Source organism: Azospirillum sp. UENF 111221 (assembly GCF_058780625.1).
Genome location: NZ_JBSNCH010000003.1, coordinates 673,921 through 688,375 on the forward strand (window position 1 = coordinate 673,921; position 14,455 = coordinate 688,375).

At 65.6% G+C, this 14,455-nt stretch carries 9 protein-coding genes; 6 read left to right on the top strand and 3 right to left on the bottom strand.

Annotated features, from left to right (window positions below; genetic code table 11):
- Positions 1-4 precede the first annotated feature (4 nt).
- Positions 5-1,252: a glycosyltransferase family 4 protein gene (locus ACWPN3_RS11195; protein ID WP_492242837.1), complete on the top strand. Its 1,248-nt coding sequence runs from the start codon at positions 5-7 to the stop codon at positions 1,250-1,252.
- A complete protein-coding gene (locus ACWPN3_RS11200) occupies positions 1,249-2,952 on the top strand; it encodes a DUF2190 family protein (RefSeq protein WP_492242838.1) in 1,704 nt (567 codons plus the stop codon). The genes ACWPN3_RS11195 and ACWPN3_RS11200 overlap by 4 nt, the downstream gene beginning before the upstream one ends.
- Positions 2,953-2,962: 10 nt before the next feature.
- Here ACWPN3_RS11200 and ACWPN3_RS11205 read toward each other — a convergent pair whose 3' ends face one another.
- Positions 2,963-4,165: a glycosyltransferase family 4 protein gene (locus ACWPN3_RS11205; RefSeq protein ID WP_492242839.1), complete on the bottom strand. Its 1,203-nt coding sequence runs from the start codon at positions 4,163-4,165 to the stop codon at positions 2,963-2,965.
- Between the two features lie 342 nt (positions 4,166-4,507).
- On the opposite strand from ACWPN3_RS11205, the gene ACWPN3_RS11210 reads away from it, so the two are divergent.
- Positions 4,508-7,276: a carbohydrate-binding domain-containing protein gene (locus ACWPN3_RS11210; protein ID WP_492242840.1), complete on the top strand. Its 2,769-nt coding sequence runs from the start codon at positions 4,508-4,510 to the stop codon at positions 7,274-7,276.
- Between the two features lie 721 nt (positions 7,277-7,997).
- Entirely contained in the window at positions 7,998-8,807 is an 810-nt protein-coding gene (locus ACWPN3_RS11215) for a LuxR C-terminal-related transcriptional regulator (RefSeq protein WP_492242841.1), read from the top strand.
- A 41-nt stretch (positions 8,808-8,848) separates the two neighbouring features.
- Here the strand turns inward: ACWPN3_RS11215 and ACWPN3_RS11220 are convergent, their stop codons facing one another.
- Complete coding sequence (locus ACWPN3_RS11220; RefSeq protein WP_492261379.1) at positions 8,849-10,906, bottom strand: sensor domain-containing protein; 2,058 nt, start codon at positions 10,904-10,906, stop codon at positions 8,849-8,851.
- Between the two features lie 662 nt (positions 10,907-11,568).
- On the opposite strand from ACWPN3_RS11220, the gene ACWPN3_RS11225 reads away from it, so the two are divergent.
- Together ACWPN3_RS11225 and ACWPN3_RS11230 are read left to right on the top strand one after the other, a co-directional pair.
- A complete protein-coding gene (locus ACWPN3_RS11225; RefSeq protein WP_492242842.1) occupies positions 11,569-12,405 on the top strand; it encodes a formate/nitrite transporter family protein in 837 nt (278 codons plus the stop codon).
- 65 nt (positions 12,406-12,470) lie between these two features.
- The gene (locus ACWPN3_RS11230; protein WP_492261380.1) at positions 12,471-14,312 is read left to right on the top strand and encodes a bifunctional protein-serine/threonine kinase/phosphatase; all 1,842 of its coding nucleotides are present in this window, start codon (positions 12,471-12,473) and stop codon (positions 14,310-14,312) included.
- Here the strand turns inward: ACWPN3_RS11230 and ACWPN3_RS11235 are convergent.
- Positions 14,255-14,434 (bottom strand): zinc-finger domain-containing protein, encoded by a 180-nt coding sequence (locus ACWPN3_RS11235; protein ID WP_412504566.1) that lies wholly within the window; start codon positions 14,432-14,434, stop codon positions 14,255-14,257. The two genes, ACWPN3_RS11230 and ACWPN3_RS11235, sit on opposite strands and share 58 nt — an antisense overlap.
- Positions 14,435-14,455 lie beyond the last annotated feature (21 nt).

The window sequence follows — 14,455 nt, forward strand, 5'->3', positions numbered from 1 at the left end:
CGCGATGAGCACGGTTGTCATCCTCTGCGATCATGCCCACCCCAGCGGCGGGCTGGCGAAGGTCGCCATAGCGAGTGCGGTCGGGTTGGCCGGGCGCGGCCATCGGGTCCATTTCTTCACCGCCGTGCCGCCGATCGATCCGGCCCTGCTGACCGACGGCATCTCCGTCCATTGCCTGGAACAGGCCGACCTGAAGGGCAATGCCGACCGTGTGCAGGCAGCTCTGCGGGGTCTCTGGAACCGCGAAGCGGCGCGTGCCCTGGAAAGCCTGCTTGCCCGCTGCCCGGCCAACGACACGGTGATCCACGTCCATGGCTGGGCCAAGGCACTGTCGCCCAGCGTCTTCCCGGTCTGCCGCAAATCTGGCCTACCGGTGCTTCTGACCCTTCACGATTATTTCCCGCTCTGCCCCAACGGCGCCTTCTTCGTCTTTCCGGAAGGCATCAACTGTCCGCACCGGGCGCTGTCCGCCGGCTGCCTCGCCACCGACTGCGACGCCCGCGCCCTGCATCACAAATGGTGGCGGGCGGCCCGCCATGCGGCGGGGGCGCTGGCAGGCGGCTTCACCGGGGGCATGGCGTTGGTGACGCTCAGCGACCGGCAACGCGCGGTGATCGCCCCCCACCTTCCGCCCGGCACCATGACCTTGCCAATCCCGAACCCGGTGGAAGTGGAAGACCTCGGTCCGGCTCCGGTCGCCGACAACCGCCACATGCTGTTCGTCGGTCGCCTGTCGCGCGAGAAGGGCGCTGCCCTGCTGGCGGAAGCGGCGGCCGAGGCCGATTGCCCGGTGCGCTTCGTCGGCGACGGCGACGAGAGGGAGACCATCCGCCGGCTGAACCCGGAGGCGGAGCTTGCCGGCTGGCTCCCATCCGACGGAGTGCTGGAGGAGGTGCGGCGGGCGCGTGCCCTGGTGGTCCCGTCGCTGTGGTATGAGACCTTCGGCCTCGCCGCCTATGAAGCGCTGGCAAATGGCGTCCCTGTCATCGTCAGCGACAATTGCGCGGCGGCGGAGGCGGTCCTGTCCGGCGAGAACGGCTTCCTGTTCCGCAGCGGCGACGCCGCCGACCTCGCCCGCTGCCTGAAGCTGTTCTCCCACGATGCGGAGGTGAAGCGGACGGGCCGCAACGCCTATGACCGCTATTGGCAAGCCCCCTTTACCCTGGACCGCCATCTCGACCGGGTGGAGGAGGTCTATCGCACCGCCCTCAGCGGCGGGCTCCAGCGACCGGCACGGGTTCGCGCACCATGAATGGCCGAACCGGCAACCGCATCGGCAGGCGTAAGCTGCTGGCCGCGGCCCTGGCACTGCCGGTAGCCGGATCCGCCACCGTCACCGCCGAGGCGGCCCCAGACAAGCCATCGCGCCCGTCCCCCAGCCCATCGCCAAGCCCCCAGCCCACCCCGTCGCCGCGGAACGGCCCGGCCCTGTCGATCCGCGACCGCGGCGCCGTCGGTGACGGGCGCAGCCACCCCCTGTCGGAACGCTACAAGACCCTGGAGGCGGCGCGGCGCGTCCATCCGCATGCCCGCTCCCTGGACCAGGAATGCGATTGGGCAGCCCTGCAAGGCGCTGTCCTGGAGCTGTCGCGCAGCGGCCAGGGCGGGACGGTGCTGGTGCCGCCGGGCCAGTACCGGCTGGACGGCGAGATCGTCCTGCCCAACCTCGACCGCTACGACGATGCCTTCAACGAGGTCGAGATCGTCGGCGCCGGCATGCGGGCCTCGCTGCTGTCCTGGCCGGAGGATCTTGGGCCGGGCCGCTTCGCCATCCGGGCCGCCAGCCGGCAGGCCGCCCGCGACGACAACAAGGGCTATCAGCGCAGCCGCATCGCCCATCTCAGCCTGCGCGGACCGAAGCCCGGCAACCGGCCGGGCGATGCGCCGCCGGGCATGGGCGGGGTGGCCCTGACCTCCCGCTTTCTGCTGGAGCGGGTCGGGGTCTACGGTTTCCGCGCCGGGGTGGATGTCTGGCGCGATCACTCCTCGCTGATCTCATGCCAATTGACCAAGAACCACATCGGTGCCTACTGGTCGGCGGGAACCGACAGCTTCGGCGATCATCTGTTCCTCGACACCGACCTCGCCGGCAACACGCTGGCCTCCATCGCCGTGGCGCCGGAGAACGGCATCGACCATGCCAGCTTCATCTCCTGCCATCTCGGTTTCTCGCCCTACGCCATCCTCGCGGAAGACGGGGCACCGAAGCGGACCTTCCTGTCCAACAACAAGTTCCTCGACTGCGCCTTCGAGGCTTGCGGCAACGGCTGGATCCAGGGGCCGATGGCGGAGATGTACGGCAATGTCCTGATCGGCTGCAGCGGCTCGCTGCTGCCCGACTATCGTCTGGCCGGGCGTCCGGTCACCGGCTTGATCGTGGTGCGGTCTCTGGAGCGCAACAGCTTCACCGGCGGCAGCGCCAGCTTCGGCGACGGCACCAACGACCGCGCCGCCGACATCGAGACCGCGGCCGTGGTCGCATCCTCGGCCGTCGGCAACCGTTTCGAGGATGCGGAACGGCTGATCCGCCTCGGCCGTGACGGGTTCGTGGCGGCGCTTAGCATCTCCGGCGCCTGCCGCGCCAACCGGTTCGAGGCGGTGGACTGCGCCGGCGAATTCCGCAAGGTGGGCTCCGGCGGCGTCGATGCCGGCAATCTGGTGCAGCGCGATTATGACCGGGTGCGGCGGTTGGAGCAGGACCGCCCGGCCGACGGCGTCGCCCTGACCTCCGCCCCTGCCGGCGGCGTCGTGCCGGTCGCCACCAGCGGCACCGCGCCGGTCGGCAAAACCCGTGCGGCCATCCGCATGGGCAGCCTCCTGCGCCCCGCCGTCGGCGTTCCCCAGAGGGTCGATTCCACTGCCGGCGCCGCAGCTGCGGTGGGCGTGGCGGTGGCGGACGCCCCGGCGGGAAGCGACAGCGTGACGATGGATTTGCGGCTGGGAGTGCGCTGACGGCACCCGGTCAGGAAGCCGATCCGGCCAACAGCCCCCGCCTCTCGACTGCCCGACCCGAGGATTCCGGTTCCTCCAGCAGGTCGGCATACCGCCCGGCCGTCACCGACCAGTCCTGGCTCTCGGCGATGCGTCGGCCGGCTTCGCCCATGCGGCGGCGGAGCGCCGGGTCGGCCGCCAGACTGCGCATCGCCTGCATCAGTTCGGCATGGGCGTCCGGGCGATCCAGCACGATGGCCGCGCCGTCTTCCAGCAGCCGGCCGGCACCGGCCAAGCGCGTGGTGACGACCGGCAGGCCGCTCGCCGCCGCTTCGAGCAGGACAAGGCCGAAGGGCTCGTAACGGGTCGGGAACACGAACAGGTCGGCCGCCCGCATCAGAGCCGCCACGTCGCGGCGGTGGCCGAGGAAGCGGACCCGTTCCTCCACCCCCAACGCCCGCGCCATCGCCGGGAATGGGCCGCCCCGCTCGTCGCCGGCCACCGCCAACGACAGATCCGGCACTTCGGCCAGCGCGCGCAGCACGCCGTCCAGATTCTTGCGGTCGCTGCGGGCATCGCCGACGAACAGCGCCACCGGCCGACCGGGCGGCAGGCCGAACAGCGCCGGGTCCGGCGTTCCCGGGCGGAACTCTTCGACGTCGACGCCATTGTCGATCACGCTCAGCCGCCCAGGCGCGATGCCGTCCCGGTGCAACTCGTCCGCCACGGTGCGCGAGACCGCCACCAGCCGGCCGGCACGGCGGAAGCTCCAGCGCTCGAACCCGACATTCAGCAACGTGTAGAGCGCCCGGTAGAGCGACAGGGGCGAGACGCCCTTGCGGATCGGGTGGGTGGGGGAGCGCATCCAGGCGGAATGGACGAAATGCACCGCATTCACGTCCGACCGCGCCCAGCTGACGAAGCCGTTCACCACCACCCTGTCCAGTCCCGGTCGGTCTCTCCCCCGGCGCTTTTCCCGTGCCAGCGCCTGGCTGGCCCGCCATGCGAATAGCTGGTCCTTCGCCAATTGCGTCGGCACCCCTCCCCCGTCGATGCGGACCCAGCGCAGGCGCGGATGACACGCCAGCTCGTCCGCCAGGTCCGAGGCGATGGCGACGACCTCGTGCCCGCGGCGGAGCAGTTCGTCGACCACGACCGCGTTCACGCGGCCCTGGCCGTCATGGCGGACGATCTTCTGCGTAACGACGGCGATGCGCAGGGATTCGGTGCGCATGTGGAGGCCTCCTGCCCTGCCTGATCTGCGGTACCGGCGGCGGTTCGTGCCGCAGTGGACCATGGAGGTGGAGCGAACGCCAAACAAACGAAAGATACGATCTCCACACAACAGGCTTAAGACTGCCGATGTCGGATTCAGTCTTTCAGCGTCTAAAGCATTCACGGACTCGAAATCGATTTTTTTGGAAGAGTCAAAGATGAGTCAGAGTCATGTCCCAAGATTGACTCTCTCAATTACATAAACTTTCGTGCGACTACTCCCAACGAGAAGGGTAATCCGACCGATACGGGTAATCCCGTTTTGGAAGATCTTAATATCCGATTAATAGGAGTCGTGCCGATGTCGTCCACCGGGTCCAATCTCATCGATGTCACCTTTGCGATAGATGCTTGGGGACAGGCTGCCGGCGGCATCTGGCCGCATCTGGCGCTCAAGCTCGATGGTGCGACCATCGGTCAGGCGACGGTGAACAGCAGCACCGCCGGCCGTTACACGATCACCGCCAAGGTCGCCGCCGGCAGTGCGCACAACCTTCAGCTTGTCTATGACAATGACGGAGTGGTCGGCGGCGCCGACCGCAACCTGTTCGTCCGCGCCGTGGCGGTGAACGGCACCTCGATTGCCGTCACCGACCCGTCGGTCACCTATGACAAGGGCGCGGTCGACGGAAAGGACGTGGTGAAGGGGCAGGAGGGGCTCTATTGGGGCGGCGCCCTGAACATGCCACTGCCCGCCTCGCTGTTCCCCGTCCCCACCTCGACCGATGCCGCCGAGGCGGTGGTCGCGACCCCGGCGGCGACCAAGTCCTTCAGCGTGGTCGTCAATGCCTGGGGCACCAGTGCCGGCGGCGTGCCGCCGCATTTCAAGCTTCTGGTCGACGGCAAGATGGTGGGCGATGCCAAGGTGGCCGCCACCAGCCAGACCGCCTACAAGTTCACGGTCGATCTCGATCCGGCCCTGGCGCACAAGGTCCAGGTCCAGTACGACAACGACGCCGTCGTCAACGGCCAGGACCGCAGCCTCTATGTCGGCTCCGTCGTGGTGAACGGCCACAGCGTCGCCTCGACCGCCGCCGGCGTCACCTATGACCGCGGCGCGCTGGACGGCAAGGATGTGGTTGCCGGCCAGCAGGGCCTGTGGTGGAACGGCACGCTCAGCATTCCCGTCAGCAAGGACATGCTGGCCAGCGGCACGACGACCACCCCCACGGCGCCGACCACGCCCACCACACCGACGGCGCCCGTCGCCACCCTGCCGAAGAACGACCACAGCGCGAGCGCCGGGGTCAGCAGCGAGCGTCCGCCGCTGATGTCGGACGTGTCGACCATCTCGTGGGGTGCCGACCGCGGGCTGGCGCCGCAGCACCTGTTCTGGGAATCGGTGCCCGATTACGCCAACGCCGCCCATCTGAAGGAAACCCGCGACGTTGCAGCCGGCCATCTGGCCGACGGGGTGATGCCGCTGATCGGCTTGCAGCTGTGGGAGGACACATTCGAGTTCTCGCAGAACGGCGGCGAGTTCGCCACTCTGGGCGGCCACAAGGCGTGGGTGTCGTGGGTCAAGGCCCATCCGCAGTATCTGGGACGTGACGGCGACGGCAATGTCCTGAACTCCGACAGCAGCAATCCCTATGGCTGGGGCTATGTCAGCCCGCTGATGCCGCTGGACGCCAAGGATGCACCGGCCGGCTGGACCGGCGGCACCGCCCATTATGCCGACTGGATGGCCGACAAGCTCGGGCGCCTGTCCGCCCTGACCGGCACACGCGGGTACGAGCTGGCCGATTTCTTCGACGGCAGCCCGCATTCCGGCGTGATGGACTTCTTCAACTCCCGCATGATCGCGGAGTTCAGCAGCAAGACCGGCATCAAGGTGGCCGGCAGCACGCTGGCGCAGCAGGCGCAGGACATCGTCGACAACCACCCGACCCAGTGGCTGGACTATTTCGTCGACGGCTGGGCCTATGGCTGGAAGGCGCTGGACGACGCCATCGTGAAGAACACCGGCAAGGCCGCCTGGCTGACCACCCAGGTGTCCTTCACCCCGGCGGCGATGCGCGAATTCGCCGGCGTCGATGCCCGCGTGATCGCCGACAAAATGAACGAGAAGGACATCCTGTTCAACGTGCAGACACTCGAACGCTTCGAGATGCAGCACAAGCAGGCCCCGGCCTCCTACGAGCAGGCGATGCTGGGCATCCATGCCGCCCGCGCGCCGGATGCCCATTTCGGCCACATGATGTCCTCGTCGGAGGACGATTACTGGGGCGCGGTGAACAGCCTCTACTCCGGCGTCACCGGCACGGTCCGCGACGAGCTGGGCTGGGGCCGGCTGGAACAGACCTGGCTGCAGAGCGGCTGGACCATGATCGCCGACGACCAGGGCGGCGTCCGCCGCGCGGCGGAACAGTGGTCGCGCAGCTATCACGACTGGGGCGAGGTGAAGCAGCCCTGGCTGGACATGCTGCGCGACATCGTGCCGACCCGTCCCTTCGGCCCGGCGCTCTATTACAGCGCCAACGCCGAAAAGGCGATGAATGCGCTGGAGCCGGCCGGCAACTCCATCGGCAATGCCTATCTCGGCGAATTGCTGGAGCCGATCACCAAGCTGCACGACGCCGGTGTGCCCTTCGGCTATTACGTCAGCGACGCCGCCCTGCAATCGATGACCAAGGCCAGCGCGCCCAGCGCCTTCATCATCCCGCAGGCCACATACGAGGGACACAACCTGTTCAGCGATGCCGAGATCGCCGCCCTGAAGGCCAAGGCCCCGGTCCTGATCGGCGACGAGGCGCTGAACTACCACCACCCCTTGACCTTCACCGACAAGGATCCGGATGCCCAGATCACCGGATACGGCTTCTACGATCAGAAGGACCGGCTGATCGTCGTCGCCTCCGACCGCGTCGATTTCAACGACACCGCGGCGCGCAAGGCGGTGGCCACCCACGTGGAATTGCAGCTCGCCAACGGCCACTACACGGTCCAGGACCTGATGCACAACACCACCCAGGGTTTCGACGTGGTGAACGGCGTCGGCGGCTTCGACACCACCATCGCCCGCTGGGACACCGGCGTCTATGCCATCACCCACGACGTGGCGGCATAAGGCGGCGGCCAAGACGCAGCTAGCCGGAACGAAAATGGAGCCCCGTCCAGGCGGGGCTCCATTTTCGTTTCCATGGTCAACGAAGATTCTCCTGGCAACCGCTGTTTAAGAGTCTATATTATCGATGGTGAACTGGCGCAGATCGGACAGATCACAAGTCATTCCATCTAACATAAGTTGCTTTATCCCGACGTTTCTCTTCTTAGTATGGAAAAATCGTTTGGATCCCTTCCCTTCGGACCCGCCACGATTGGCGATATACCTTGGAGCCCCTACTGTCTTTGTCGGGTAATCATCTCTATCCCGGTACACGAGGATGGTTTATTATTGCTGTCCGTCTGACAAGGGACTCCGCCCTGACAGGGTGAGTCTCTCCCCCACTGAGCCTGGAACAATTCCAAAAGTGCAGCAGACAATGCCGTGAGTGCCGGATCATAGTTTGATCTAAATTCGAACGGGCGAGCACGACACCAGCGATACAACGTGCATCGTCCATCGGAATTGCGGCATTGCGCGGCCAAGCGCGGCGGCATCGGAGACTGCGGAGGCAACGGTCCGAACGGGGGGCCGAAGGTCGGACGCCGGGCATAAGAATCCGGCTAACCTGAATTGCCACGCACCGGTAACGCCGACGTCCAAGCACAGCGTCCAGGGGGGAAAAGCCTGCCTTCCGGCCGCGCAATGCCGTCCACCAATTCGTCTATTCCTGGGGGAGACGGACATGTCCGATCGCATTCGTGTGATTGTTCACAACCAAAGCCGATTGCTGCGCGAATCCATCCTGAACATTCTGGATGACTGCTTCGAGGTCATCGACCCACAAAGCCGGCTTGCAACTGGACTTTCACCCAAGACGATGTGGAACGGCAGAACCAACGGCGCCGCCGACCGCTATTCCGACGGGTTCTCCGCCAGGGGGGCTGTGGCCACGCTGGAGGCGCCGCCTGGAAACGGCTCTGGAAACGGCAATCCCGACCGATCCGCCGACATCGTGCTGTTCGACCTCGCCTCGCTGAAGACCGACGCCTGGAACTTCCGCAGCTGGTACGGCGAGCAGGCCAAGCTTGCGATGATCGCCGACGAATTTTCCGCCCACCACATGCGGATGGCCCTGCGGTTCGGCGTGCGCGGCTATCTCCTGAACCGGATGGCGCCGGCCGCCTTCGTGCTGTCCCTGCGTCTGATCCATGCCGGCGAGCCGGTGGTGCCGGAGGAATGCTTCGATTACTTCTCTCCCACCGCACTGCGCCGCGGTGGCGAGGATGGGGCGATGGCCCAGCATGAAACCGAATTGCTGGGTTATCCCGGGCTCTATCCGCGTCATGCCCGCATCCTGAAACTGATCATGGACGGATGCAGCAACAAGGAAATCGCGCGCGAGATGCTGATGACCGAAGATCTCGTGAAGCTTCATGTCCGCCACATCATGCAGACCATCAACGTCCGCAACCGCACCCAGGCCGCCCTCTGGGCCGCCCAGAGCGGCATCATCCAGGAGATGGAATATTTCCTGGAACGGACGGCGCCGTAAGCTGGGGTGTCCCCTCTCCCGGCGGGAGAGGGGGACAGCGGTCAGGCCGGAACCACGCTGTTGCCGAGGAAGGCTTCAAACTGGTCGATCGGCAGCGGCCGGCTGATCAGATAGCCCTGGATGCGGGTGCAGCGCTGCTGGCGCAGCATGTCGGCCTGCTCCTGCGTCTCCACCCCCTCGGCGATGGTGTCGAAGCCCAGGCTCTCGGCAAGATTGACGATGGTGCCGACGATGGCCGGGTCGGTGGTCGACTTCACGATGTCGCGGACGAAGCTGCGGTCGATCTTCAGCGTGTCGATGGGGAAGCGCTTCAGATAGGCCAGCGAGGAATAGCCGGTGCCGAAATCGTCGATGGACAGGCGGACGCCGATGTCCTTCAGTCCGTTGAGGATCGTCACCGCCTTCTCGATGTCGCCGATCATCGCACCTTCGGTCAGTTCCAGTTCCAGCCGGTCGGCCGGTATGCCGGCCAATTCCACAACGCTGCGCACAAAACCGACGAGGCGGGCATCCTGGAACTGGCGCGGCGACAGGTTCACCGACACCGAGGGGATCGGCAGGTCGCGCCGGATCCAGTCGGCCAGCCGTCGGCAGGATTCGATCAGGGTCCAGGCGCCGATTTCCCAGATCAGGCCGGTTTCCTCGGCAAGCGGGATGAACTCCGCCGGGCTGACCACGCCGCGGACCGGGTGACGCCAGCGGATCAACGCTTCCGCCCCGATGGTGCGGTTGCCGACCAGATCGATCTTGGGCTGGAAGTGCAGTTCGAACTCATCGCCGCCGCTGGCGCGGCGCAGGTCGCTCTCCAGCCCCAGCGTGAAGCCCGACCGCTCGCGCATCCCGCTGTCATAGAAGACATATTTGTGCTCGGGATTGCGCTTGGCATGGTACATCGCCAGATCGGCGTTGCGCAGAAGCTGGTCCGCCGTCTCGCCGTCGTCGGGATAGAAGGCGATGCCGATGGATGCGCCGCAGAAAAGCTCCTGATTGTGGACGCTGAAAGGCTCCGACATCGAATAGAGCACCTTCTCGACCAGCCGGGCTCCGGCGGAGCGGTCGGCGGCGTCGGGTGCAACGATCAGGAACTCGTCCCCGCCCAGCCGGCCGACGGTGTCGGTCATGCGGGTGCAGTTGCGCAGACGCCGGGCAACCAGCTTCAGCAGCTCGTCGCCGGCATGGTGGCCCAGCGTGTCGTTCACCTGCTTGAAGCGGTTGAGGTCGAGGAAGGCGACGGCCACCTTGCTCTTGGTCCGCTGGGCGCGGACGATGGCCTCCTCCAGCCTTTCGCAGACCAGCCAGCGGTTGGGCAGGTCGGTCAGCCGGTCAAAGCTGGCCTGATAGCGGATCTGGTGTTCCTGCGACTTGCGCTGGCTGATGTCGGCGATCGTCAGGACGTAATGTTCAAGCACGCCGTTCGGCGCACGGACCGACGTCACCGACAGGGCGGCGGCGAAGGCGTCGCCGGAATGGCGGAAGCTGGTGACCTCCCCCTGCCAGCGGCCGGCCTGCCGCGCCGTGGTCCAGATGGCGTCGACGAATTCCCGCTCGTGAGAGCCGGGGGCGAAGAGCACCAAAGGCTTGCGGAGCAGTTCCTCCCGCTGGAAGCCGGTCATGATTTCGTAGGCCGGGTTGATCGCCTGGACGGTCAGTTCGGGATCGACGATCAGGATGCCGTCGGCCACGCTGTCGAACACGGTGGCGAGCAGCCGGATCTTCTCCTCATGCTGCTTGCGCTCGGTGATGTCCTGGACGGTGCCTTCGTAATAGCGGATGCGGCCGGCGGCGTCGCGCACGCAACGTGCACTTTCCGAAATCCAGATGATGGTGCCGTCGCGGCGGAAGACGCGCGCCTCGAAGCTGAGGACGCGGTCCTGGCGGGCCATCAGGTCGGCGAAGGCCTCGCGCTTGCCGGGATCGACATAGAGCTGGCAGGCGATGTCGGTGAGGTTGGCGATCAGGTCTTCGGGCGAAGCATAGCCGTAGATGTCGGCAAGCGCCGGATTGACCCGCAGGTAACGGCCGTCGACGGTGGTCTGATAGATGCCTTCGACAGCATTCTCGAAGATGCTGCGATACTGTTCTTCAGTGTCGTAACTCATAGTACGCGCCTCATCCGACGCCGATCCCGAACCGCCTGGAAACAACATAGGCCTGCAACTCAAACAACGATTGTGGAACTGCCATCTTTCCGCAATGCGGCAAAGTAGACGCCGGTTCGATGAGGCCCGTCAAGCACCATCGCCTGTACTGTCTCATAGTACGAAGGGAAAATATAACAAAAAGGTAACCGTTCCTGACCATTACCGGCACATACGATCCGAAACATTGATCAGAGCATTGATTCACAACGATAGTCTGATGAGTTACGGTTAAAATTCTGAAAGATTTCTCCGTCATGGCCCGCTCTGTAACGGCTGCTCCCTTATCCGGTCCCACAAACGCTCTTGTACAAATGACTGATTTTTATCCAGCACTGCCCGCTCTTTGAGCAACGGCGGTTCCTCTTTGCGTTGCAAACTCGTCGCGACAGTCGAAATGTCGCTGCTTTGCTGTATTCCGGCGTTTGGCACATCCTGTGCAAAGTGCCTCCTGTTCAAGCCAACGGCGGTTTGACCAGCGCGGACCCAAAGACTGCGGCCCGCACCCAAATCACACGCAACGCGTCCTCCCCCCGCCCCGCCCCGCACCGGACCGGTGCCGCGCGGATCTCACCGGACGCTGCCGTGCCGTTTCTTCAGCGCTTGTTCCAAGGGGACTTGTCATGTCGTATCTCGTGCCCTCCGAGTTCGTCACCAAAATGGTGGACGCCGGCGAATCCAAGATTTTCATGTCCACCCGCGACACGGTCATCCGCGCCTTCATGGCCGGGGCGATCCTGGCGCTGGCGGCGGTCTTCGCCGTCACGGTCACGGTTCAGACAGGGTTCCCGATCATCGGTGCCATCCTGTTCCCCGTCGGCTTCTGCATGCTGTATCTGCTGGGCTTCGACCTGCTGACAGGCGTGTTCGTGCTCACCCCGCTGGCGCTGATCGACAAGCGGCCGGGCGTCACCATCAGTGGCGTGCTGCGCAACTGGGGGCTGGTGTTCATCGGCAATTTCCTAGGCGCGCTGACTGTGGCGGTGATGATGGCCGTGGTCTTCACCTATGGCTTCTCCACCCCACCGGACAAGGTCGGCACCGTCATATCCCACATCGGCGAGAACCGGACGCTGGGCTACGCCCAGTATGGCGCGGCAGGAATGCTGACCATCTTCCTGCGCGGCATGCTGTGCAACTGGATGGTCTCCACCGGGGTCGTCGGCGCCATGATCTCCACCTCGGTCAGCGGCAAGGTGATCGCGATGTGGATGCCGATTATGCTGTTCTTCGGCATGACCTTCGAGCATTCGGTGGTGAACATGTTCCTGTTCCCGTCGGCGATGCTGATGGGCGGCAACTTCTCGGTCATGGACTACATGATCTGGAACGAGCTGCCGACGGTGCTGGGCAACCTGATCGGCGGCCTCGCCTTCACCGGCCTGACGCTCTATGCCACCCATGTCCGCACGGCACCCAAGCGCCGCTTGCCGCAGCCCCACCTGCAGCCGGCCGAATAAAGCCACCCTGCCCGTCCGTCCGCTCTCCCCGGTCCGCCCTGGACCCGGGGAGAGCGGAGTTTTCCTTGAGCGGGGCCGGCATCGTGAAAGAGCTGCGGATTTCCATCGGCCAGTGGTCCGACAAGGGGCGTAAGGAGACCAATCAGGATTTCCATGGAGCGCTGATCCCGATCGCACCGTTGCTGGCCATGAAAGGCATCGCGGTGGCGCTGGCCGACGGCATCAGCACCAGCCGGGTCAGCCACATCGCCAGCGAATCCGTGGTGAAGAGCTTCCTGACCGACTATTATTGCACACCGGAAAGCTGGTCGGTCAGGATGTCGGCGCAGCGGGTTCTGGCGGCGACCAATTCCTGGCTACACGCCCAGAACCGGCGCAGCGAATACCGCTACGACCAGGACCGCGGCTATGCCTGCACGCTGAGCGCGCTGGTGTTGAAATCGGCCACCGCGCATTTGTTCCATGTCGGCAATTCCCGAATCTACCGCCTCGCCGGCCGGTCGCTGGAGCAGCTGACCGACGACCACCGCGTGGTGGTATCGTCCGAGGTCAGCTATCTCGGCCGCGCGATGGGCGTGGTGCCGCATGTCGAGATCGACTGCCGTGAGCTGCCGGTGGAACCCGGAGACGTCTTTCTGCTGGCGACCGACGGCGTCTATGAGCATGTCGATGCCGAATTTTTAATCAACACAATCGACAGGCATCCGGACGACCTCGACCGCGCAGCCCGATGCGCGGTCGAAGAGGCGCTGCGACGCGGCAGCGCCGACAACCTGACTCTCCAGATCGTCCGAATCGATGCGGTTCCTGACGCCGATGCCGGGGACCTGTTCCACCGGCTGTCCGATCTGCCCGTGCCGCCCCTGCTGGAGCCGAGGATGGAGTTCGAGGGCTACCGCATCCTCCGGGAATTGCACGCCAGCAGCCGCAGCCATGTCTATCTGGCCCAGGACGGTGCAGGCGGTTCAGCGGTAGCCCCGGCGGTGGCGCTGAAGGTGCCGGCCATCGACCGCCGTGACGACCGCGCCCACCTCCGCCGCTTCCTGATGGAGGAGTGGATCGCCCGCCGGCTCAACAGCCCCCATGTGCTGAAGCCGCCGCCGCAATGCCGGCCGCGCCGCCACCTCTATGTCGTCACCGAGTATATCGAGGGGCAGACGCTGACCCAGTGGATGCGCGACCACCCCGACCCCGACCTGCCGACGGTGCGCACCATCGTCGAGCAGATCGGCAAGGGATTGCAGGCCTTCCACCGGCTGGAGATGCTGCACCAGGATCTGCGGCCCGACAATGTGATGATCGACGGCACCGGAACGGTGAAGATCGTCGATTTCGGATCGGTTCTGGTCCCCGGCATCCTGGAAACCATGCCTGACGCCGACCGCGGCGAGATTCTGGGCACCCTTCAATACACCGCGCCCGAATATCTGTTGGGGGAGGGCGGAACGCCGGCGTCGGATCTTCTATGCGCTGGGGGTCATCGCCTATCAGATGCTCACCGGCCGCCTGCCCTACGGCGCCGATGCGGCGACGGCCACCACGCGGGCGCGCCAGCGCAAGCTGGCCTACCGCACCGCCCTGGACGACCGGCGGGCGGTTCCCGCCTGGATCGACGGGGTGCTGCGCAAGGCGGTCCACCCGGACCCGGCCAAGCGCTATCGGGAAATGTCGGAGTTCCTGTACGACCTGCGCCATCCGCGCAAGCAGGCGACCGGCATGCGGCGCCGGCCGCTGATCGACCGCAACCCGCTGGCCTTCTGGCAGGGGCTGTCGGCACTGCTGGCATTGGCCGTGCTGATCCTGCTGGCCGGCCGGGTCTGACCGGCCCGCCAGCAGGAGGACCGGGCGGTCAGTGCCCGTGGGCGACCTTCGCACCTTCCTTCAGCTTGAACAGGCGCGAGCAGTAGGGGCATTCGACTTGGCCCTCGCGATCCAGCGTCAGGTAGACCAGCGGATGGCCCAGCGCGCCGCCGCCGCCGTCGCACCCGACGGTCGAGGTTTCAACAAGGATCGTCTCGGTCGGCTGCATAGCAGTCATCCTCTGTTTTGA

Bases quoted from the DNA above. Each gene is read 5' to 3' on its own strand.
- ACWPN3_RS11225 (WP_492242842.1), top strand. From the start codon at position 11,569: ATGTCGTATCTCGTGCCCTCCGAGTTCGTCACCAAAATGGTGGACGCC.
- ACWPN3_RS11210 (WP_492242840.1), top strand. From the start codon at position 4,508: ATGTCGTCCACCGGGTCCAATCTCATCGATGTCACCTTTGCGATAGAT.
- ACWPN3_RS11215 (WP_492242841.1), top strand. From the start codon at position 7,998: ATGTCCGATCGCATTCGTGTGATTGTTCACAACCAAAGCCGATTGCTG.
- ACWPN3_RS11235 (WP_412504566.1), bottom strand. From the start codon at position 14,434: ATGCAGCCGACCGAGACGATCCTTGTTGAAACCTCGACCGTCGGGTGC.
- ACWPN3_RS11200 (WP_492242838.1), top strand. From the start codon at position 1,249: ATGAATGGCCGAACCGGCAACCGCATCGGCAGGCGTAAGCTGCTGGCC.
- ACWPN3_RS11220 (WP_492261379.1), bottom strand. From the start codon at position 10,906: ATGAGTTACGACACTGAAGAACAGTATCGCAGCATCTTCGAGAATGCT.
- ACWPN3_RS11205 (WP_492242839.1), bottom strand. From the start codon at position 4,165: ATGCGCACCGAATCCCTGCGCATCGCCGTCGTTACGCAGAAGATCGTC.
- ACWPN3_RS11195 (WP_492242837.1), top strand. From the start codon at position 5: ATGAGCACGGTTGTCATCCTCTGCGATCATGCCCACCCCAGCGGCGGG.